At 54.7% G+C, this 20776-nt stretch carries 17 protein-coding genes and 1 riboswitch; of the genes, 9 read left to right on the top strand and 8 right to left on the bottom strand.

Annotated features, from left to right (window positions below):
* Positions 1-11 precede the first annotated feature (11 nt).
* On the top strand, positions 12-2087 hold the full coding sequence (locus CWE17_RS06780; RefSeq protein WP_131455633.1) for a protein kinase: 2076 nt from the start codon (positions 12-14) through the stop codon (positions 2085-2087).
* 7 nt (positions 2088-2094) lie between these two features.
* Here the strand turns inward: CWE17_RS06780 and smpB are convergent, their stop codons facing one another.
* Positions 2095-2589: an SsrA-binding protein SmpB gene (smpB, locus tag CWE17_RS06785; protein ID WP_131455634.1), complete on the bottom strand. Its 495-nt coding sequence runs from the start codon at positions 2587-2589 to the stop codon at positions 2095-2097.
* Between the two features lie 51 nt (positions 2590-2640).
* On the opposite strand from smpB, the gene ruvB reads away from it, so the two are divergent.
* The 7 genes from ruvB (at position 2641) to CWE17_RS06820 (ending at position 10134) form a co-directional block, all read left to right on the top strand.
* Complete coding sequence (ruvB, locus tag CWE17_RS06790; protein WP_131455635.1) at positions 2641-3768, top strand: Holliday junction branch migration DNA helicase RuvB; 1128 nt, start codon at positions 2641-2643, stop codon at positions 3766-3768.
* Positions 3765-4562: a tetratricopeptide repeat protein gene (locus tag CWE17_RS06795; protein ID WP_131455636.1), complete on the top strand. Its 798-nt coding sequence runs from the start codon at positions 3765-3767 to the stop codon at positions 4560-4562. Before ruvB ends, CWE17_RS06795 begins: the two co-directional genes overlap by 4 nt.
* Positions 4563-4570: 8 nt before the next feature.
* Complete coding sequence (locus CWE17_RS06800; protein ID WP_131455972.1) at positions 4571-5752, top strand: amidohydrolase; 1182 nt, start codon at positions 4571-4573, stop codon at positions 5750-5752.
* Positions 5749-5994, top strand: coding sequence for a DUF3188 domain-containing protein (locus CWE17_RS06805; protein WP_131455637.1), 246 nt, complete (start codon positions 5749-5751; stop codon positions 5992-5994). Before CWE17_RS06800 ends, CWE17_RS06805 begins: the two co-directional genes overlap by 4 nt.
* Complete coding sequence (locus CWE17_RS06810; protein ID WP_131455639.1) at positions 5994-6626, top strand: HEAT repeat domain-containing protein; 633 nt, start codon at positions 5994-5996, stop codon at positions 6624-6626. Before CWE17_RS06805 ends, CWE17_RS06810 begins: the two co-directional genes overlap by 1 nt.
* A gap of 32 nt (positions 6627-6658) precedes the next feature.
* A riboswitch (TPP riboswitch) is annotated at positions 6659-6765 on the top strand.
* 44 nt (positions 6766-6809) lie between these two features.
* Complete coding sequence (thiC, locus tag CWE17_RS06815) at positions 6810-8210, top strand: phosphomethylpyrimidine synthase ThiC (protein ID WP_131455641.1); 1401 nt, start codon at positions 6810-6812, stop codon at positions 8208-8210.
* 49 nt (positions 8211-8259) lie between these two features.
* A complete protein-coding gene (locus CWE17_RS06820) occupies positions 8260-10134 on the top strand; it encodes a hypothetical protein (RefSeq protein ID WP_131455643.1) in 1875 nt (624 codons plus the stop codon).
* Between the two features lie 73 nt (positions 10135-10207).
* Here the strand turns inward: CWE17_RS06820 and CWE17_RS06825 are convergent, their stop codons facing one another.
* Together CWE17_RS06825 and CWE17_RS06830 are read right to left on the bottom strand one after the other, a co-directional pair.
* The gene (locus tag CWE17_RS06825; protein ID WP_131455646.1) at positions 10208-11191 is read right to left on the bottom strand and encodes a glycosyltransferase family 2 protein; all 984 of its coding nucleotides are present in this window, start codon (positions 11189-11191) and stop codon (positions 10208-10210) included.
* A gap of 161 nt (positions 11192-11352) precedes the next feature.
* Complete coding sequence (locus CWE17_RS06830; protein WP_240789295.1) at positions 11353-12750, bottom strand: ChbG/HpnK family deacetylase; 1398 nt, start codon at positions 12748-12750, stop codon at positions 11353-11355.
* A 1105-nt stretch (positions 12751-13855) separates the two neighbouring features.
* On the opposite strand from CWE17_RS06830, the gene CWE17_RS06835 reads away from it, so the two are divergent.
* The gene (locus CWE17_RS06835) at positions 13856-15346 is read left to right on the top strand and encodes a hypothetical protein (protein ID WP_131455649.1); all 1491 of its coding nucleotides are present in this window, start codon (positions 13856-13858) and stop codon (positions 15344-15346) included.
* Here CWE17_RS06835 and CWE17_RS06840 read toward each other — a convergent pair.
* Genes CWE17_RS06840 through fabF form a run of 5 tightly spaced genes read right to left on the bottom strand, consistent with a single transcriptional unit; the run spans position 15343 to position 20776 of the window.
* Complete coding sequence (locus CWE17_RS06840) at positions 15343-16275, bottom strand: UDP-glucuronic acid decarboxylase family protein (RefSeq protein WP_131455651.1); 933 nt, start codon at positions 16273-16275, stop codon at positions 15343-15345. The two genes, CWE17_RS06835 and CWE17_RS06840, sit on opposite strands and share 4 nt — an antisense overlap.
* Positions 16276-16283: 8 nt before the next feature.
* The gene (locus tag CWE17_RS06845) at positions 16284-16976 is read right to left on the bottom strand and encodes a glycosyltransferase family 2 protein (RefSeq protein WP_131455652.1); all 693 of its coding nucleotides are present in this window, start codon (positions 16974-16976) and stop codon (positions 16284-16286) included.
* On the bottom strand, positions 16973-17473 hold the full coding sequence (locus tag CWE17_RS06850) for a GtrA family protein (protein ID WP_131455653.1): 501 nt from the start codon (positions 17471-17473) through the stop codon (positions 16973-16975). Before CWE17_RS06850 ends, CWE17_RS06845 begins: the two co-directional genes overlap by 4 nt.
* A gap of 4 nt (positions 17474-17477) precedes the next feature.
* The gene (gene tkt / locus CWE17_RS06855; RefSeq protein ID WP_131455655.1) at positions 17478-19487 is read right to left on the bottom strand and encodes a transketolase; all 2010 of its coding nucleotides are present in this window, start codon (positions 19485-19487) and stop codon (positions 17478-17480) included.
* 41 nt (positions 19488-19528) lie between these two features.
* Positions 19529-20776, bottom strand: coding sequence for a beta-ketoacyl-ACP synthase II (gene fabF / locus CWE17_RS06860; protein WP_131455657.1), 1248 nt, complete (start codon positions 20774-20776; stop codon positions 19529-19531).

The following is a 20776-nucleotide window of genomic DNA, read 5'->3' on the forward strand; positions in this document are numbered from 1 at the left end:
CGGCTGGAACGATGGAGATCGGATCTGTGCTCGCGGAGCGCTATCGGATCGATCAGCAACTGAGCGCCGCCGCCCAGGGGGTGCTCTGGCGCGCCGCTGATTTGCTCGCCGGCGAGTCCCCTGTGGCGTTGCGCGAACTGCGTGACCCTGCTGCCCAGGAGCGCTTCCGGGCGATCTGGCCTGCGATGCAGGCGGTGCTTCATCCCCAGATTCCCCGCTTCGGTGGCCTGCTGGAGGAGGAAGGAGCCCTCTGGCTGGTGCGTGAGTGGCAGGAGGGGCAGAGCCTGAGTCAGATCCAGCGTCAACGCTCTGAGCGCCAGCTGGTGTTCGGTCCCGGGGAGGTGCTCCTGCTGTTGCGCCAGCTGTTGCCACCCCTGGCGGTGCTGCATGGCCGCGAGTTGGTGCATGGCGATCTCAACCCCGGCAATCTGCTGCGCCGGGATCAGGACGGTCTGCCCGTGCTGCTGGATTTCGGCCTGCTGCAGCAGGCCGGTCTGCGCCCACTGACCGGCGCAACAGCCGGCTATGCCCCCAGGGCCCAGGGCCGCGGTGAAGCGGCTGCCGCCTGGATGGATCTCCATGGCTTGGGTGTCACGGCCCTGAGTCTTCTCAGCGGCAGGCCCCCGGAACAGTTGCTGGGGCCTGACGGTGCTGCTGCTGCCAGCGCCTGGCGCATTCCCGAGAGCTTGAATTTGGAGGCCCCCTATCGCGCGGTCCTTGAGCGGTTGCTCAGCGAACGGCCCGGGGAGCGTTTCGAGCAGGCCCGCGAGGCGCTGCAGGCGCTGCAGGCCGTGGTCATGCCCGAATCCACTGGTCCCCAGGCGCTCTCGGAACGCACGGTGGTGCTGGCGCCGGCGGCGCCTGTCCCTGTGCCCGTGCCTGCTCCCACGCCTGCGTTGCCCTCCCTGGGCAGGGATCCAGACGCTTCAGCCCAATCTCCGTCTGGCGATCAGGCTGTTTCAGCTCGGAGTCGCCCCAGCGCAGAAGCGCGTCAACAGGCCGCTGAAGGGCGCCTCTGGCCGGTGGTCGGCGCGCTCCTGATTTCGGCGGTGTTGGGCACGGCCATCGGCTGGTTCCTGCTCAGTCGTGGTCGCAGCCCGGATGGTGCCCCCTCCACGGATCGTGATCTGGTGGGCCGGGCCCCGAGCGCTAGCTTGCCGCCGGCGGAGGTGGATCAGCGTCAGCAGCTGCTCAGTCGCTTGCGCGCCCTTCAGGTTGACCGCAGCTGGTTCTTGCAGCTGGTGGATGCCAGCCTGCTTGCCCGCTTCCCCGAGCGGAACGGGCGCCTGCCGAGTGATTCCCTTGAGGATGCTCCCTTGCGCCGGGTCTGGAATGAGCTGGCGGAGGAATGGCTGGCCCGGGTGGAGCAGCTGCCGCCGGATCTGCGGGCTCGGCTTGGCCAGCTCAAGGATGCGGATTGGCAGAAGCAGCGGGAGGCGCTCACGAAGCAGGGGGTGAATCCCCGGGTGGTGGAGCAGCTGGTGAGTGCTTCAGCCCAGAACCTTCTGCCCGGCGTGGTGAGCGGTAGCAAGCCCCCTGAGCCCTACCTGCAGCTCTGGTATGCCGCGGCTATGCGCGGGCTGGGTGATGTGCGCATCGAGAAGCTCAAGGCTCGCCCTGGTGCGCCAACGGTGCTCTCCAGTCGTGTGCCTTCCGGTGGGGCGCGCTTGATTGCGATTCAGGTGCCGGCGGGCCGCCGCTTGGTGCTGGGTATCAACGGCACCCCTCTGATGCAGATGACCGTCTACGGCGCCGATGGTGAGGTGGTCGCAGCCCGGGGCCCGCTGCGGGTGGTGACCCTCACTCCTGAAGCGGGCTCGCCCGTCCAGGTTCTGGTGACCAATGAAGGGGTCTCTTCCGGTTTGCTTACGCTCTCGTGTCGGGCTGATCGTCTCGCTCCAACGCCTTTGCCGGAGGTGGACCCGAATCCGATTCCAGATCCGGCGACCGGTGCCACGGGTGTGGTGGATGGCATGGCTGACCCCCCGGGTCCGAAGCCGGCCGGGGCGGCTAAGCCGCAGGAGGAACCGCTGGCACCGCCGCCACCGGCAGGAGCAATCCAGGGAGACGGTGGCGTTACCAACTAGTAACGATTCAGTAACGGGATAGTGCTGCGCGGGTTTCTTTTTTCACCTGCTTTTCCTTTTCTGCTGCTCGTTTGTCGTGCAGCTTGCGGCCCTTGCCCAGTCCGATCGTCAACTTGATCCACGAGCCCTTGAGGTGCATGTTCAGGGGGATCAGGGCCAAGCCCTTCTGGTCAAGCTGGCCCCGCAACTTGTCGATCTCGCGTCTGTGGGCCAACAGTTTGCGCACCCGCAGGGGGTCGTGGTTGTAGTAGCCACTGGCGTGGGTGTGGGGTGAGATGTGCACGTTGTGCAGCTGCAGTTCACCGTTGCGGATGAGGCAGAAGCCATCCCGCAGGTTGGCCTGGCCGGCCCGCACCGATTTCACCTCTGTGCCCACCAGCTCGATGCCGGTTTCCAGGGTTTCCAGGATTTCGTATTGATGGCGCGCCAGGCGGTTATCGGCCAGCAGGCGATTCGCCGCTGCCCTGGCTGCTGCCCCCTTCTTGCCCCCGCCTTTCGCCATCCGGCTGTCTTGGATCTCCCGACCTTATCCAGACATCGGTACCCTTCCACCATGGCGATTGTCTCTTCCAGTGCCGGCTCCGGGCGCAGCAAGCGCAACGCGGTGCCCCGTCTGGTGGATCCAGCCGCGCAGGAGGAGGATTTCGCGGGTACGAATTCCGCGGGTACGAATTCCGCAGGTGCGCCTCTCGCAGGAACCGATGGCGCTTCAGCCCGCGATGAGGGGCTCCGACCGCGACGCCTGAATGATTACATCGGCCAGCGGGAGCTGAAACAGGTGCTTGGCATCGCCGTGCAGGCGGCGATCGGCCGCGGCGATGCCCTCGACCATGTGCTGCTCTATGGCCCCCCCGGCCTCGGGAAGACCACCATGGCCCTCGTTCTCGCTGAGGAGCTGGGGGTGAGCTGCCGGATCACCAGTGCACCGGCCCTCGAGCGCCCGCGAGACATCGTTGGTCTGCTGGTGAATCTGCAGCCGCGGGAGCTGTTGTTCATCGATGAGATTCATCGCCTCACCCGGGTGGCTGAGGAGTTGCTCTATCCGGCGATGGAGGATCGGCGCCTTGATCTCACGGTGGGCAAGGGGAGCACGGCTCGCACCCGCACCCTTGATCTGCCTCCCTTCACCCTCGTGGGCGCCACCACCCGGGCCGGGTCTTTGAGCTCACCCCTGCGGGATCGCTTCGGCTTGATCCAGCGTCTGGAGTTCTATGGCCAAGAGGATCTAGAGGCGATCGTGGAGCGGGCCTCCGGCCTGCTCGGCCTCCGTCTCACGGCAGCGGCCTGTTGCGAAATCGCTCGTCGCTGCCGGGGCACTCCTCGCATCGCCAACCGCCTGCTGCGGAGGGTGCGGGATGTGGCGTGTGTGCGCGGGGTGGATGGAGCGATCGAGGCCGTGCTCGTGGAAGAGGCCCTCAGCCTCCATCGTGTGGATGGTCGGGGATTGGATGCCAGTGACCGTCGTCTGCTCGAGCTTCTGCTGCAGGCACACGGCGGCGGTCCTGTGGGCCTTGAAACCCTGGCGGCTGCCCTCGGCGAAGATCCCACCACCCTGGAAGCGGTGGTGGAGCCTTACCTGCTGCAGCTCGGTTTCCTGCAACGCACCCCCCGGGGGCGAGTGGTGACGGAGGCGGGACGTCGACATCTGGGTTGGCCGACGGAGGGATCCGAAGCGGCATGATCCATCGCGCCCTTCTACTGGTGTTGCTGGGACTGCTCTGGCTGGTGCAGCCGGTTGAGGCAGATCAGGGTGTCACGGTTCCAGACCTCTCAGATCGCGACCTGTTCGAGCGGGCCCTGGCGGCCAGTCGTGATGGTGCGGCAGCCCAGGCGCTGCCCCTCTGGGATCGTTATTTGGAGCGCCAGCCTCAGGATGCCGCCGCCTGGAGCAACCGCGGCAATGTGCGCCTGGTGCTTGGCGATCCCGAAGCAGCGATCGCCGATCAGACCCAGGCGCTGGCCCTGGAGCCTGAGGCGATTGATCCCCATCTCAACCGCGGCACTGCGGAAGAGGCGTTGCAGCGGTGGTCGGATGCGGCCACGGACTACACCTGGATCTTGGAGCGGGATCCCCAGGAGGCTTCGGCCCTTTACAACCTGGGCAATGTGCGCGGCTCCGAGAGCGACTGGGCGGCGGCTGCTGAGCTTTATGCCCAGGCGGCCCTGGCGCGGCCGGGGTTTGCGATGGCACGCTCCAGCGAGGCCCTGGCCCGTTATCAGCTTGGTGAGCTGGATGCTGCCGAACAGGAGTTGCGCAAACTGATTCGCCGCTATCCCCTGTTTGCTGATTCCAGAGCGGCCCTGTCGGCCCTGCTCTGGCGCCGGGGCCAGGGTGGCGAGGCGGAGAGCCACTGGGCGGCGGCGGCCGGGCTCGATCCCCGTTACCGCCAGGCCGATTGGCTGCTGGCGGTGCGGCGCTGGCCACCGAGCCCCACGGCCGACCTGGGCGCGTTTCTCAAGCTGGAGAGTCGATGAACACCCCCATGGATCCCTGGCTCACTCGCCTCGACGAGCAGTTGCCGGAACTGCTGGAACTGCGCCGTCATCTCCATGCCCACCCGGAGCTGAGCGGGGAGGAGCACCAAACGGCCGCGTTGGTGGCGGGGGAGCTGCGCCAGCACGGTTGGCAGGTGCGCGAAGGAGTGGGGCGTACTGGTGTGGTGGCCGACCTTGGTCCGTCTGAGGGGCCAAGGGTTGGCCTGCGAGTGGATATGGATGCCCTGCCTGTCGAGGAGCGCACGGGGCTGGCCTATGCGTCCCGCCGTCAGGGGGTGATGCACGCCTGCGGCCATGACCTGCACACCTGCATCGGTCTGGGGGTGGCCCGTTTGCTCGCGGCTGAGTCGCCCCTGCCCTGCGGGGTGCGGCTGTTGTTTCAGCCCGCCGAAGAGCTGGCCCAAGGGGCCCGCTGGATGCGTGACGATGGGGCCCTGGAGGGTCTCTCAGCCCTGTACGGCGTGCATGTGTTTCCGTCCCTTGCGGTGGGAACGATCGGGGTGCGCAGCGGCAGCCTTACCGCAGCGGCAGGCGAACTGGAGATCGAGGTGATCGGTGAGGGAGGGCACGGCGCCCGGCCCCACCAGTCGGTGGATGCGATCTGGATCGCCGCTCGGGTGGTGACTGGTCTGCAGGAGGCGATCAGTCGCCGCCTGGATGCCCTGCATCCCGTGGTGGTGAGCTTCGGGCGGATCGAGGGCGGCAAAGCCTTCAACGTGATCGCTGATCGGGTGCGCCTGCTCGGCACCCTGCGCTGCCTGGATTGCGATCTGCACGGTCGGTTGCCGGCTTGGATCGAAGACACTGTGCAAGCGATCTGTTCCAGCTTCGGGGCCACCGCCACGGTCAGCTATCGCTGCATTGCCCCTCCTGTGCACAACCATCCGGGCCTTACGGATCTGCTCGAACGCTGTGCCATCGAACAGATCGGCCGCGCCCAGGTGCAGCGCCTGGAGCACCCGTCCCTTGGCGCGGAGGATTTCGCGGAGCTGGTGCAGGAGCTGCCGGGCAGCATGTTTCGGTTGGGTGTGGCGGGGCCGGATGGATGTGCGCCCCTGCATAACGGTCGTTTTCTGCCGGATGAAGGCAGCCTGGGAGTCGGCATTCGCGTGCTCACCTCCACCCTGCTGGCCTGGATGAGCGCTCCTATCCCCGCGGAGGCTCCATGAGCTCGCGCATCCGATCTTTGGGCCATGTGTGGTTGTCGCTGGCGGCGCCTCTGTTGGTGTTGCTGGGGTTGGTGGCGCTGTTCTTGCGTCAGGGGCAAGATCGCCTGCAGGCCCTGCCTGCGATTGTGGTGGGCATCACCCTGGTGACCAGCGCCCTGGTGGGCCGTCGACGCCGGCGTCAGCGCTTGTTGATGGCCCTGCGCAGCACCCGGGCCGAACGCCCATCCCAGGAGCGCGACTGATGGCTGCCCAACCCGACGACAGACCCTGCCCCGATGCGGCAACCCTGCGCGAGGCGATTGCCTCCGGGGACCCGATGCGGGCCATGCCCGCCCTGGCGACTCTGAGGGAGTTCCCCGAGGATCAGACCGAGACCGTGGTGGTGCCGCTGTTGCTGCTTGGCGCTGAGCAGGAGGCCTTCCTGGTGCGCTCGCTCAGCTGCAGCGGCCTGGGGGTTCGCCGCAGCGAGGCGGGCTGGGCGCTGCTCGAGCGGCTGCTGCGGAACGACGAGGACGCGAATGTGCGCGCGGAAGCGGCCAATTCCCTCGCCAGCTACGGCGTGGAGCGGGCCTGGCCCTTGTTGAGGGACAGCTTTGCTGCCGACAATGCCTGGCTCGTGCGTTGCAGCATCCTCTCGGCCCTGGCGGAGCAGCCCGGGATTGATCCCGCCTGGTTGTTAGAGCTCGGCCAGCTGGCGATTGAGGATGGTGACGGCACTGTGCGGGTGGGCGGCGCGGAGATCCTGGGCCGGCTGGTGCGGGAGCAAGCCGCCGATGTCGTTGGCAGCCAGGCTCGGGCCCTGCTCCAACCGCTGCAGCAGGACACAGATCACCGGGTGGTGGCAGCGGCCCTGAATGGCCTGCAGGGCAGCTGAGCACTCCTTTGACGCGACTCTTGCTACCGTTCCGGCACCACTAGGGGTGCCCGGGTCGCTCGCGACTCATCGGGCTGAGATCACACCCTCCGCACCTGATCCGGGTCATGCCGGCGCAGGGAAGTGACCAAGCGTGATCCCGGGCTCTAGCCCACCTCTGGCTATCCCGTCGCCGATTCGATCATGCGTGCTTCTTGGGTTGCCGCCCGCCAGGGTCAGGCCAATGTGTCGCAGATGCACTACGCCCGCCAAGGGGTGGTGACCGAGGAGATGGCCCATGTGGCCAAGCGAGAGAACCTGCCCGAGTCGCTGGTGATGGAAGAGGTGGCCCGGGGCCGCATGATCATCCCGGCCAACATCAATCACACCAACCTGGAGCCGATGGCGATCGGCATCGCCAGCAAGTGCAAGGTGAACGCCAACATCGGTGCCTCTCCGAATGCCTCGGATGCGGAAGAGGAGGTGAAGAAACTCAAGTTGGCGGTCAAATATGGCGCCGACACAGTGATGGACCTCTCCACCGGTGGCGTGAACCTGGATGAGGTGCGCACGGCGATCATTAATGCTTCGCCGGTGCCGATCGGTACGGTGCCTGTTTACCAGGCTCTGGAGAGTGTGCACGGCTCGATCGAAAAGCTCGATGAAGACGACTTCCTGCACATCATCGAGAAGCACTGCCAGCAGGGCGTTGATTACCAGACCATCCATGCCGGTCTGCTGATCGAACACCTTCCCAAGGTGAAGGGCCGCATCACCGGGATCGTGAGCCGTGGCGGCGGCATCCTTGCGCAGTGGATGTTGTATCACCATCGTCAAAACCCGCTCTATACGCGCTTTGACGACATCTGCGAGATCTTCAAGCGCTACGACTGCACCTTCTCGCTGGGTGATTCATTGCGCCCTGGCTGTCAGCACGATGCGTCGGATGCAGCGCAGCTGGCCGAACTTCACACCCTGGGTGAATTGACGCGTCGCGCCTGGACCCATGATGTGCAGGTGATGGTCGAGGGTCCGGGCCACGTCCCTTTGGACCAGATTGAGTTCAACGTGAAGAAGCAGATGGAGGAGTGCAACGAAGCACCTTTCTATGTGCTGGGCCCCCTGGTCACCGACATCGCCCCAGGTTATGACCACATCACCTCAGCGATCGGTGCGGCGATGGCCGGTTGGCATGGCACGGCAATGCTTTGCTATGTGACCCCAAAGGAGCACCTGGGTCTGCCCAACGCGGAAGACGTGCGCGAAGGCCTGATCGCCTACAAGATCGCTGCCCATGCGGCTGATATCGCCCGTCACCGCCCCGGTGCCCGTGATCGTGACGATGAGCTCAGCCGTGCCCGTTACAACTTCGACTGGAACAAACAGTTTGAGTTGTCACTCGATCCCGAGCGTGCCAAGGAGTATCACGACGAAACCCTTCCAGCGGATATCTATAAGCAGGCCGAATTCTGCTCGATGTGTGGTCCGAAGCACTGCCCCATGCAGACCAAAATCACCGATGCTGATCTTGAAGGCCTTGAAAAGGCTTTAGAAGCAAAAGGTGGGGCTCATTTGAGCCAAGTTAAGATGAAGAAGTTTGATTGAGTCTTGCTCTGAATAAAATTGCCAGTAATGTTCAATTCATTTGAATATAATGATTCAAAATCCTACAGTCAATGATTTCAAAAATCATCGAGATGGTTCGAAATCACTTTTTTATGCCACAGCGCTGACCTCCTTTGCTAGTTCTGTAGGTCTTATTCTGTGGCAATGGCTTAAAAATAATAGAAGTTTTTTACCGGACCCAGAAGAATCTGTTGGAAATGCCTTAGCAGGCCAATATCTTGGGACAGCGTACGATCTTTTTCTGATTGTTCTCTTGAGTGCCATTATCTATTTGGGCATTAAAATTGCAAGAGAAAAGCATCATGAGTTTTCACGAGAGTCACGAGTCAAAAAATTCTTTGGTTCGCGCCTTGTGTCATTTGTTAAGAGCAATCCTGTTGTTACAGCCATATTTACGGTTTATACAGTTTTGTTGGTACAAGAAGCAACGTGGTTTCATGGAGAACTTATAGGATGGATTCAAGACGTATTTCGAGATAATTTTTTAAGTAATTTTAGCATCCGTTACGACTTCGTATCTGAAACTCTGCGACGTGAAGATTATCGACTTTTCCCTTTATCTCATCAAGATCTTCACGTTTATACCTGGTTTACTCCTTATGTCAAAGTAATGATGTTGATAAGCGCCGTACAGTTAATTACAGTCGTTGTCTGTGCAAAGCGGCTTGCTGAAAATATCAGTGGAAATAAGTCTGCTGCCTCGCTTCTGCTAATTAGTGCTCTTCTAACATTATTTTGTGCTTCTATTGCAAATGCTTTCTTTCAATTAGATTATCCAGAAAGGATGTTGACATTTCTCTTGTCAATGTACTCTCTAACTTATTTGCACTATTTGCGTCATCGTGATCGATCATCTTTTTATATAACTTTTTTGCTTGCTCTTCTGGGCATGTATTGGAAAGATACTGGTTTTATACTCTTCATCTTTCCAGCTGCAATTGTTATAGGCGCCAACTTTCTGCCATTTCCGAATTTATTGAATACCAATGGAGAAGGCTTTGTTCATCCCCTGAAAAACTGGAGGAGATTTTACAGCTTATACAAGCTTGAACTATGGCTCTGTTGGTTATTTAGTGCATTCATTATGAGCTATATTTATTTGTCATTGATACCAAGCACTTACCTTGACACAGAAGCTTATGGCAGCACATCGGCTGGCACGGTATTTAGTCCAATCATAAGATTTTGGATTCTTGTTTCTTTTACAATAGTAAGATTAGCGTTAATCCTTGCGAGAAGAAAAAATATAAATTTGTTGGATATATTGAATATATCGGCTATTACATATGCTTTTGCTCTCTATGTATTGGTTGGCTTTAAAGGCTATAGTTACCAGTACGCTCCAATTGAGTTTATAACAATAGTTAATATATTGGTTCTATGGTGTTGGGCTTCAAAACGTCTAGATAAAAAACTGCCAAGTAAGCACTTTGTTGGAATTGCTGGCTTTGCCATCACTTTATTATTCATAGGTTATGAGCACCTTGATAAAAGATATTCTTTTTATGGTCATGCTAGTAGAGTCCATGAATTGCACAACTCATGGGAGCAAACTTATGATAAAATTGATCAAATCACACGAGAGCGAAAAAAGAATGGAGACCAAGTAAATATAATTTATTCCTCTCAATCTTGGTTCGATAAAAGCAGACATCTAGATCGTCTTCGCTATGACAGACTTATTGAGTGGAATCCGGGCTATGGTAAATTCTTTATCAAGGACGGTATCGGTCCTTACACTGAATATATTCCTCAGACCGATGATCTATATATTAACATCGATCGAACAGACTCAATTTTGCCTACTCAACCAAATATTACATATGAGTTGATTTATCAATTCAATCATAAGCATACGGGTAGACCCAATGGCCAGATTTATAAAATTAAAGCTTTAGATTAAGTCTATGCAAGCCAGTTAAATTCTCTTTCATCATGGTAATGGCATACATTCCAATGTGGTCAACATGATCACTCTATTCATTCTTGCTTACTATCTCTTGAATGATATATCTGGGTCTGCGAAGACTTTGGAAATAAATCTTTCCGATATATTCACCTAATATTCCAATAAGTAGAAAATTAAAACCAAATAGTACGTACATCGATAGAATAATAGAAGTCCAACCGCTGACCACATCCCCTACTAAAAATGCTTTAAGAATGTAGATTAGTACTACACTACAGATTAGAAACAAAATGACAGAGGCTATGAAGGTTAGGCGTAGAGGAGCTATGGATAGAGATAGGATACCTTCTGATGCAAACTTCAGCATTTTCTTGATACTATATTTGCTTTCGCCGGCAAAACGCCTAGCAACTGTGTAAGGATAAATTGCTTGCTTGAAACCAATAAGGGAGATAATTCCTCGTGTAAAAAAAGTCGCATCACCATGGTCTACGAGTACAGCCGTTGATTGTTGATCCATAACTCTAAAGTCAGAGACATTTGGGGCAATTTCAGCACCTAAAAGATTGAGTAACTTGTAAAATGATTTAGAGGTTGATCGCTTAAAAACTGAGCTATGAGCGTCTACTTTTCTCTCTCCCAGCACAATATTGAAGTTTTCTGCAATAGCCAGGTCAAGCATCTCCAAACCAGTATGAATAGGATGCTGCAAATCCGCATCCATTGTCAATATATAGTCTGAAGACTTAACCGCATATTCTAAGCCGGCCAAAAGTGCCTTTTGATGACCAAAATTTTTCGAGAGTTTTAATCCTATGCCTCTCGATTTTTTTGCTCTACAATATTTTTCTATGCATGCCCACGTTGTATCTGTAGATCCATCATCTACTAAGATGAACCTATACCTACGTTGAGTATCTCCACGCACAAAGCCAATCTCAAGTTGTTTGATTAATTCATTGATTGATTCTGACTCATTAAAACAGGGTATGACGACAGATATCTTTATGACTGGCTCCTCTAATTGATATTCTGAAGCTTTCATTGACATGTTCCAGGAGTGAATGAACCCATATTAGCTCAGAGCGCTCAGTTAGGAATATTTTCTTTCTCGTGAACCCCTTTAATCTAAGATCAAATTCATTTCAGGATTGAACAAGATCGGATTCAACACTGAAGCACCATCTTCGCAATCTCTAAGTAATTATCAGATTAATTTATCCACTCTTCGCTTAAAGTTTCTAGTCCTTGCCATTCTAATTGTCGATATTCAGACTTCGCAAATGGATGAGATATACTAAATCCTTCTTCGGAAAGATTAATCTTAGGGGTAGAGCTTGGATGTGCTAAGAGTATTGAAGAAGTTTTGTTCTTACTAACTTGATGACAAGAAAGCGCTTGCCAGCAAGTTTTTAGAGGTAGAATTGTCATTTGCCCTGTAAATAGTATGCCAGATAGAAGTTGATTTGTTGAGATATTGTTTCTCTTAAGTTTACTCTCTGCCATAATACTTAGTATCTGCAATACTAACCATTTCAAGAGGCCTGCATCACGGAAAGCATGCCACCAATATCGAATAGGAAGTCCAGAAGGTAAGGGCTCACGAGTGCTTCGAATCCATTTGATATTTTCAGTGTTTGCAACTCTCACAATTTCTTCGATTACAATGGGCACTAAATGAATATGTTGATGTCCATCTAGCTGAATATTATTTTTCTTGGTCAAGATTTTAAATAGCTTGATTTGCGCCTTTATCTCCTGACTTAATTGTCGGCGTATTTTTTTCTTGAAATTGAGGTTATTGGGCATGAGTGAAAGAAGTAACCATTTCCCAAATGAGTAATGAAGAAAGCCTTTCCCATTAATGAGATTTTTTACTGAACTAGTATTAGCACTTGGAGGACCTTCTGTAAGGCATAAATGAAGACACAAATTAATATCGGGATATTTTTGTTCGATCTGAGACCAAAGCCTTACTGCTTCTTGTGTTGCTGGTGCTTGAACTAAAAGGCTAGCACCATTAAGCTTGCCTTCATTTGTCAGTTGGCAGATAGCATAATTAGTTTCGTTGCTTAGTCCTAGATCGTCAGCATGTAGTAATGGTTGAGTCCTAATTATTTGTTTGTTCTCTGAGAAGCGAGCAGCTTGTGACCATATAAACGCATTCAGTAAAGTTGGAGTGAAAACAAGAATTAGAAGGCGTATCCCTTCATCCAGGAATGAGGGCAAGACTAATGGTAAAAGTGTGCAGACTGTTACATTGATTAGATATTGAGCCGTAACCCACCGTTTTGCAAAGCTGTCACCTCTAGTTTCCCGTCTAAATGTATAACGAGAATGCCCCAAGCTTCCAACAAGTGAAGCCACTAAAAATGCTCCCGGATTGGCAAGCCAGACGGGAAGCCACTGTTCAAGAATAATCAGAATTACGGCGTAGACTCCTGCGCAGAGGAAACCCACTGCACCGTAAGCTGATAAGCGGAAGGCATGTGCTTTGAGGTTCATGGTATCTATCTTACAGTATGAATTGAAGCCTGAATCTTTGTCGTTTTTCCTTTGTTTCCCCTCAGTAGTTCCAAGTTGGTTAGTACGCTGGATGGCATTTGACATTCGCTGTTTTTTTTGCGATTGGCGAATCCAGCAAATTATCTACTTCTCATAATAGGCCATACAATCTATTCATTTTTGCTAGCCTGCGCCGGCTTGGCAAGTTTACTTTTCACCATGGTTAATTCGTTTATCCTATGAAAGCAAGCCCTGTTTCATCCATAAGCAAAGCGTCCCTTTCTTCGTATGTTATTAGATCATCAAGCTGTTTTCTGCCCGTGGTTTCAAATGCATAGTGTCAACTTTCGGAAATATCTCAGATTCCAGGAGATCGTTGATCAAAGCCTCAACAAAGATAAAAAGAATCCCCAGCTCTCCACGCGCTTCATCGCAATCATAGTCATTGCTCCCTTGTGCCCCTGGTTGTTAAAAGCGTTATTTTGCGGCTCAGCTTCAATTCAATTCTTCGTCTGACCTTGCTGCTCACATCTAGAGAGTGTAGTGTTGAGCTGATCATTCCAGAACTTAATCTCCCTGCTTCCTAACCTCAATGTTTAGCTCCATGTGCGGGCGAGTTGTGGACCATTCAAGTGAATGGTATGGCTTTTGCAGAATGCTTAATTTGTCTACATTCTACGGTCTTGAATGAAGACCACCTTTTTGTACTGAGCATGACGGAAGCCATCGGACGCTGCACTGAAGTTCAGTCTCCATCATCGTTTTAAAGTCAGGGTAATCTTTTGCATCCTCGAGAACAGCCACATAAAGCTTTCGATGAGTACAATTTTTAGAGGTTCAAATCTCAAATATTTAGGGCCCTTCCTCTATTGCGCCGCTCGATCAAAAATTCATGCTATCTATCCTCGATTAAGCTGAAAGAGTAAGAACCACTCAAAATCTGTAGTGAAGGTCTAAATAGTAATATTGAGAATGTTTTGCAGGAGTTGACGGATATCCCTTTTGAGAATTCGAAATGTTGTGCCAGGGACGACGGACAATACCTTCAAAGTTGCAGAACTTCGACCGGGCTCCAACACCTATGTGTTTAAGGTGTATAATCACAAAGTTGATTCTAATTATATCACATTGTCAGTGGCCCTTTGACATCTTTCATGTCATATAACCCTAGTATTAATCAATTTTTTTGTTCGATTGAGGAATCCTTTCAATGGCTTTAGTGCTTTCCCCTCGTTTCATCGAGCTTCTCAAAAAGCTATTGCCCATCTCGGTTGTCTTGCTGATCATTGGTTTTGGGCTTGAAGGAGCTTGGGGGCTTCGCGCAGACTTGGGTGGTGATGCAACTCAGAATTTTTTATCCTCATATAATTTTTATTCTAATCTTGAGTATGGCCATGATATTGGTGCACCTGGTTTCAGGCGAGAGCCTTTGCCAAACTGGATCTTGGCCATCTTTCTATTTATTTTCTATCGACCCGAAAGCGGTCTTAGCAAAGTAGAAGTATTGAGTAAGCAGCCCATACTAGATGCTGCTGTACATGTGAATATTTTTTGGGCCATATTGTTGTTTGCACTGGCATGGGTTTTATGTCGCCAACTCTTTGAGGATAGTCTTGTTGCCGATTTAGTGGCACTTTTCAGTATTATTATTTCCAATGCTGTTTTTGTTCGGCTCGAGCTAAATAATCTAAATACTGAGCTCCCTGCGGCAGCTATTTTATTGCTTTTGGCTGTTGTTACGGTGCACTCCTTTCGACATAATAGTTTCGCTTCTTATTTGTCCGTTGGCGTTGTCTATGGCTTGTTGGTTCTTACAAAAGCATCTGGTGCTTATGTGGCCTTTGCGACGATTCCCTTGTATGCGTTTGCCTTAGAGAAAAGGTTTAATCTCAATTTTTTAGCGCAATACAAGCAAATCTTGAAAACACTCTTATGTTTAGCCATTGGTTTCGGGATTGTTGTTGGCCCATGGATATCCAGAAATTATCTTGAATTTGATAGTCCGGCGATTGCGCAAGGTGGTGGACGAGTCTTGTGGATTCGTTCTGAATTCAATAAAATTAATCGGTCTCAGTACCTTGGCGCTTTCTATGCGTACTCTCCTACTCTATTGCGACAATCAATATGGGAGCCTTTTCTGGGTTATAAATCAAGCCAATTAGAATGTGGAGGTGATCTTCAGCTTCATAGAAGATTAGATTGTGACGTTGACCTTCTTGAGTCCAAGCGTTTTGATGATGTTAAAAGTTTGTATATGAGAGGCAAAAAGGCATTGCCATTAAAGTTTCAAGGGAATGCTATTGCTAGTGGTTTGACTTTTGATGTCGATGATGAGGGTAAGCGTGAATTCTTCAATACTTTTAAAAGGTATCCTCTTAAGCATTTTGCTTTGACATTGCCCCTTGCATGGAGGGGATTGTGGTCATTTGCAGTTTCTGACTGGTTTGGGACTGCTCTTAATTTCGTTGTGATGACTAATTTTGTCTTCATGCCATTAATCGCCATAATTCTCCGAAGCAGAGTCTTATTCCTGCTCTCATTAGCGCCATCTGCATATTTTTGGTTTTATGCATTCGTTAGCCAGTTTTGGACTAGGTTTTCAGAACCTTTCGTGCCCATTGCGGTTATCATATTCTTTTATACAATTAATTTTCTTATTGTATGGAAGTCAAGGAAATCCTCTCGAGTGATCCAAAGTTAAACAATTGATTTAAACCATTCTAGCGTTGGTGGTAATCCTTGGTCAAGGCTTATTTTCGGAGACCAGTTCAATCTTTGATTAGCGAGTGCGATGTCTGGTTGTCGTTGCAGGGGGTCGTCTTGTGGCAAAGGAAGGTTTATGAATTTAAGTTCGGGGTTGATTAAAGCGCGAACTTTTTCTGCGAGCTGCTTGATTGAAAATTCGCCTGGATTCCCAATGTTTATAGGTCCGCTTTCATTGCTATTCATTAATAAAATCATCCCTTGGATGAGATCATCCACGTAGCAAAATGACCTAGTCTGCCCCCCGCCTCCATAAAGGGTAATGGGCTTATTGGTCAGAGCCTGTACGATGAAGTTGCTCACCACCCTTCCGTCGTCCGGGAGCATGCGCGGCCCATAGGTGTTGAATATGCGCATTACACGGATTTCTGTGCCGTGCATGCGCTGGTAGTCAAAACAGAGGGTTTCGGCGATGCGTTTGCCCTCGTCGTAACAGCTGCGTATGCCGATTGTGTTTACACAACCGCGATAACTTTCCGGTTGGGGATGTACTTCTGGATCCCCGTACACCTCGCTAGTGCTGGCAAGGAGCAGTCGTGCGCCCACCCGGCGCGCGAGTCCGAGCATATTGAGGGTGCCTAGAAAACTGGTTTTGGCTGTTTTGATCGGATTGAACTGGTAATGCACCGGTGACGCCGGACAAGCAAGGTGCCAGATTCGATCCACTTCCAGCCGAATCGGCTCTGTCACGTCGTGGCGGATCAGTTCAAAGCGTGGATGACCAATCCATTGGGCAATGTTGCTTTTGCGCCCTGTGAAGTAGTTGTCGAGGCAGATGACCTCTTCGCCTGCTTCCATCAGGCGATCAGTAAGGTGAGAGCCAAGGAAGCCAGCTCCACCTGTGATCAGATTGCGGGTTACACGCATGGTGGACTTCAGCGCTTAGACCATAGATTGTATTTGAGAATGCAGTAGATAGCTCTAATGCCATCTTTCCAGCCGATTTTTTTGCCTTCGTCGTAGGTGCGGCCGTAGTAGGAGATTCCCACCTCGTAGATTCGTAGATTCATTTTTGAGATTTTGGCTGTTACTTCCGGTTCGAAGCCAAAGCGATTTTCGCGAATGTTGATTGCCTGAATCACTTCACGGCGGAACGCTTTATAGCAAGTTTCCATGTCCGATAGATTTAAATCCGTGAAGAAGTTGCTCATCAAGGTGAGAATGCCGTTGCCTACGCGGTGCCAGAAGTACACCACGCGATGGGGCCTTCCACTTTGGAAGCGGCTGCCAAACACCACGTCGGCTTTGCCGTCAATAATCGGCTGAATTACAATTGGAAATTCCTGGGGATCGTATTCAAGGTCGGCATCTTGAACGATGCAGATGTCGCCGGTTGCCTCCTGGAAGCCCGTTCGCAGTGCTGCGCCCTTGCCTTGATTCACCTCGTGAAAGATTACCCGTACTTCGGGATCGTTCAGTGTGTTCAGGGTCTCGCGGGTGCCGTCTTTCGAGCCGTCATCAACAATGATGATTTCTCTTTCGGCAACAGGCGACTGTTTGACTGCGTCGATCAGCGACATAATCGTGGCTGATTCGTTGTAGCAAGGGATGATGATGCTCAGTTTCACTGCTTGAACACCCAATGCTTCTGTGCGCAGAAGGATATCACGGCTAGGCAGGGGATTAGTGCTGCAGCGGCAAGATTTTTCTGAATGCCGAATCCCTCGCCGGTCTCAATTCCTGCGGCATTCAGAAGCCACATGGCCGTCATCAATAACAAATAGCGAAACATCGGCCTGTGGTGACGCAGTCCTTTGGCTCTGAAAACAAGCTTTCCGTATATGGCATACCCGAGGCCGGTGTTGATCACCTGGCTGATCAAGGTGGCCATGACTACGGTCACCAGGTTGCTGGCCAGGAGGAACTGCAGCACAGCATTGGTGACCAGCACATTCAGCAGGCCAGCTGCACCGAATCGTCGTTTCTGTCCCCGTCTCCTCTCCGGTTCTTTGCGTTTCGTAGGGTCTGAGCCAAGAAAAATCCCCTCCTGCACCATGGCAGAAGGGGCAAGTTGCTGGTCACTCTCTGTTGAACCAGTCGGCTCAGGCTGACGGTTCACAGTCATGTCGTCATCCAAGGAGAGTTTTGGATTTTGCCACGACGTTCTCCACTGTGAAGCCGAACTCCTTCATGCATGTGCCGCCAGGGGCAGAGGCGCCGAAGCGATTCATGGTGACGCTGTCTCCATCGAGGCCGATGAAGCGGTGCCAGCCGAAGCTTTCGGCTGCTTCCACCACGATGCGCTTGCGCACGGCTGCGGGGAGCACTTGCTCCTTGTAGGCATCGCTCTGCTCATCGAAGAGTTCCACGCAGGGCATCGACACGACGCGCACCTTGCGACCTTCGGCGCTGAGCTGTTTGGCCGCCTGCACGCAGAGGTCGAGCTCGGTGCCGGTGCCGATCAGGATCAGCTCAGGGGTGCCCTCGCAGTCTTCGAGGATGTAGCCGCCGTGGGCGACCTTCTCGATCGAGGAGTTGGCCTGGTTGGCCATGTTCTGGCGGCTGAGGCAAAGGGCGCTGGGGCGCTTGCGGTTCTCGATTGCCAGCTTGTAGGCACCGCTGGTTTCATTGCCGTCACCAGGGCGGAACACCAGCAGGTTGGGCATCGCCCGCAGGGAGGGGATGGTCTCGATCGGCTGGTGGGTGGGCCCGTCTTCTCCGACGCCGATGGAATCGTGGGTCAACACGTAGATCACACCCAGCTCGCTCAGGGCCGAGAGGCGCATGGAGCCGCGCATGTAGTCGGCGAACACCAGGAAGGTGCCGCCGTAGGGGATGAGGCCACTGTTGTGATACGCGATGCCATTGAGGATGGCCGCCATCGCGTGCTCGCGCACACCGAAGTGCAGGTAGCGCTTCTCAGGGGTTTCGGGCTGGTAAGAGCCGGTTTCGCCCTTGATATCGGTGTAGTTGGAGTGGGTGAGGTCGGCGGAGCCGCCGATCAGTTCAGGCAGGTTGGGGCCCAGAGCACCCAGGCAGATCTGGGAGTGCTTGCGGGTGGCCAGTCCACCGTCAGCGGGGGTGTAGGTGGGCAGGTCCTTGTCCCAACCCTGGGGCAGTTCACCGCGCAGCATCCGCTCGAACACAGCAGCTTCGGAGGGGTACTGGCTCCGGTAGGTCGCCAGGGTCTGATTCCACTCCGCTTCAAGGCTGGCGCCGCGATCGATGGCCTGACGGAACTGGTCGTAGGCCTCCTGGGGCACCTCAAAGGGGCCGTACTCCCAGCCCAGTTGTTGGCGGGTCAATGCGGTCTCGTCTTCACCCAGAGGAGCGCCATGCACGCCGGCGGTGTCGCTCTTGTTGGGGGAGCCGTAGCCGATGGTGGTGGTCACCTTGATGATCGACGGCTTGTCGGTGACGGCCTTGGCCGCTTCGATCGCCTTGCTGATGGCGTTCACATCGGTGTTGCCATCAGCCACATGCTGCACGTGCCAGCCGTAGGCCTCGTAGCGCTTGAGCACATCTTCAGTGAAGGACACATCGGTGCGTCCATCAATGGTGATGTGGTTGTCGTCATACAGGGCGATCAGCTTGCCCAGCTTCAGGTGCCCGGCCAGGGAGGCGGCTTCGGAGGCCACACCTTCCTGATTGCAGCCATCACCCATGATCACGTAGGTGTAGTGATCCACCAGGGTGGCGCCAGGCTTGTTGAACTTGGCGGCCAGGTGCGACTCGGCAATGGCTAGGCCGACGGCGTTGGAGATCCCCGCCCCCAGAGGGCCGGTGGTCACCTCAACCCCAGGGGTTTCGAAGGTCTCGGGGTGACCGGGAGTTTTGGAGCCCCACTGGCGGAACTGTTTGATGTCGTCGATCGACACCGAGTCGTAACCGGTGAGGTGCAGAAGCGCATAAAGCAGCATGCAGCCGTGACCGGCGGACAGCACGAAGCGGTCACGGTTGAACCACTTGGGGTTCTTAGGGTTGTGCTTCAGGAACTTGTCCCAGAGGGTGTAACCCATCGGTGCACAGCCCATGGGCAGACCGGGGTGGCCGCTCTTGGACTTGTTAATGGCATCGACAGCCAGCATGCGGATGCTGTTGATGCAGAGCGTGTCGAGGGAAGCGGGCGCGGCGACCATGGCGTGTTGACGGGATACTGGGACGGGGACGCAGGGCTGAATCAGCCCATGCGACGGAAGGCAAGGCAGACGTTGTGGCCGCCGAAGCCGAAGGAGTTGGAGAGCACCGCATCCAGTGTGGCTTCACGGGCGGTGTTCGGTACGACATCCAGATCACAGTCGGGATCCGGGTTGGCGTAGTTGATGGTGGGGGGGACGACCCCATGGCGGATCGCGAGCACGCTGGCCACCGCTTCGATGCCGCCGGAACCGCCGAGCAGGTGGCCGGTCATCGATTTGGTGGAGCTCACGGGAATCTGCAGGGCACGGGCGCCGAGGGCGCTCTTGATCGCTGCAGTTTCGTTGCTGTCGTTGGCGGGCGTACTGGTGCCGTGGGCGTTGACGTAGCCAACGTTCTCGGGGGCCAGCCCTGCATCAGCCAGGGCGAGTTTGATGGCGGCAGCGCCACCGACACCGCCCGGGGTGGGGGCGGTGATGTGGTGGGCATCGCAGGTGGTGCCATAACCCACCAGTTCCGCCAGCACCGTGGCCCCCCGAGCTTGCGCGTGGGCCAGGGTTTCCAGCACGAGAATGCCTGCACCTTCACCGATCACAAAGCCATCCCGCTCCCGGTCGAAGGGACGACTGGCGGTAGCCGGGTCGTCGTTGCGGAAGGACAGGGCTTTGGCGCTGGCGAAACCGGCAACACCCAGAGGAGTGATTGCCGATTCAGCACCCCCGCAGATCATGGCGTCGGCTTTGCCGAGCTGCAGGATGCGGAAGGCATCTCCGATCGCGTTGGATCCAGCTGCGCAGGCGGTGGCGACTGCGGAACTGGGTCCCTTGGCGCCGACGGCGATCGCCGCCAGGCCGGTGGCCATGTTGGGGATCATCATCGGCACCGTGAACGGGCTCACGCGGCCTGGGCCCTTGTCGGCCAGCACATGGGCCTGGGTCTCCATGGTCAGCAGTCCGCCGACACCCGAACCGATGCTGATACCGATGCGCTCGGCGTTCGATTCGTTGATCTCAAGACCGGCATCAGCAAGCGCCTGCTTGGCGGCGACAACGCCAAACTTGCAAAACCTGTCCCAGCGCTTCGCCTCCTTGGCTTCGAGGTAGCCGCTGGGGTCGAAGTCTTTGACCTCGGCTGCGAAGCGGCAGGCGTGGGCGCTGGCGTCGAACAGGGTGATCGGCGCCACACCATTCTTGCCGGAGGTCAGACCGGTCCAATAGTCGGCAACGGTGTTGCCGATCGGTGTCACCGCGCCGAGGCCGGTGACCACGACGCGTTGGAGACCCTCCACCAT

The organism is Synechococcus sp. BS56D (assembly GCF_004332405.1).
Classification (GTDB): domain Bacteria; phylum Cyanobacteriota; class Cyanobacteriia; order PCC-6307; family Cyanobiaceae; genus Synechococcus_C.

Coding starts and splice junctions, on each gene's coding strand:
- CWE17_RS06780 (WP_131455633.1), top strand. CDS start 12: ATGGAGATCGGATCTGTGCTCGCGGAGCGCTATCGGATCGATCAGCAA.
- smpB (WP_131455634.1), bottom strand. CDS start 2,589: ATGGCGAAAGGCGGGGGCAAGAAGGGGGCAGCAGCCAGGGCAGCGGCG.
- ruvB (WP_131455635.1), top strand. CDS start 2,641: ATGGCGATTGTCTCTTCCAGTGCCGGCTCCGGGCGCAGCAAGCGCAAC.
- CWE17_RS06795 (WP_131455636.1), top strand. CDS start 3,765: ATGATCCATCGCGCCCTTCTACTGGTGTTGCTGGGACTGCTCTGGCTG.
- CWE17_RS06800 (WP_131455972.1), top strand. CDS start 4,571: ATGGATCCCTGGCTCACTCGCCTCGACGAGCAGTTGCCGGAACTGCTG.
- CWE17_RS06805 (WP_131455637.1), top strand. CDS start 5,749: ATGAGCTCGCGCATCCGATCTTTGGGCCATGTGTGGTTGTCGCTGGCG.
- CWE17_RS06810 (WP_131455639.1), top strand. CDS start 5,994: ATGGCTGCCCAACCCGACGACAGACCCTGCCCCGATGCGGCAACCCTG.
- thiC (WP_131455641.1), top strand. CDS start 6,810: ATGCGTGCTTCTTGGGTTGCCGCCCGCCAGGGTCAGGCCAATGTGTCG.
- CWE17_RS06820 (WP_131455643.1), top strand. CDS start 8,260: ATGATTCAAAATCCTACAGTCAATGATTTCAAAAATCATCGAGATGGT.
- CWE17_RS06825 (WP_131455646.1), bottom strand. CDS start 11,191: ATGTCAATGAAAGCTTCAGAATATCAATTAGAGGAGCCAGTCATAAAG.
- CWE17_RS06830 (WP_240789295.1), bottom strand. CDS start 12,750: ATGTCAAATGCCATCCAGCGTACTAACCAACTTGGAACTACTGAGGGG.
- CWE17_RS06835 (WP_131455649.1), top strand. CDS start 13,856: ATGGCTTTAGTGCTTTCCCCTCGTTTCATCGAGCTTCTCAAAAAGCTA.
- CWE17_RS06840 (WP_131455651.1), bottom strand. CDS start 16,275: ATGCGTGTAACCCGCAATCTGATCACAGGTGGAGCTGGCTTCCTTGGC.
- CWE17_RS06850 (WP_131455653.1), bottom strand. CDS start 17,473: ATGACTGTGAACCGTCAGCCTGAGCCGACTGGTTCAACAGAGAGTGAC.
- tkt (WP_131455655.1), bottom strand. CDS start 19,487: ATGGTCGCCGCGCCCGCTTCCCTCGACACGCTCTGCATCAACAGCATC.
- fabF (WP_131455657.1), bottom strand. CDS start 20,776: ATGGTGGAGGGTCTCCAACGCGTCGTGGTCACCGGCCTCGGCGCGGTG.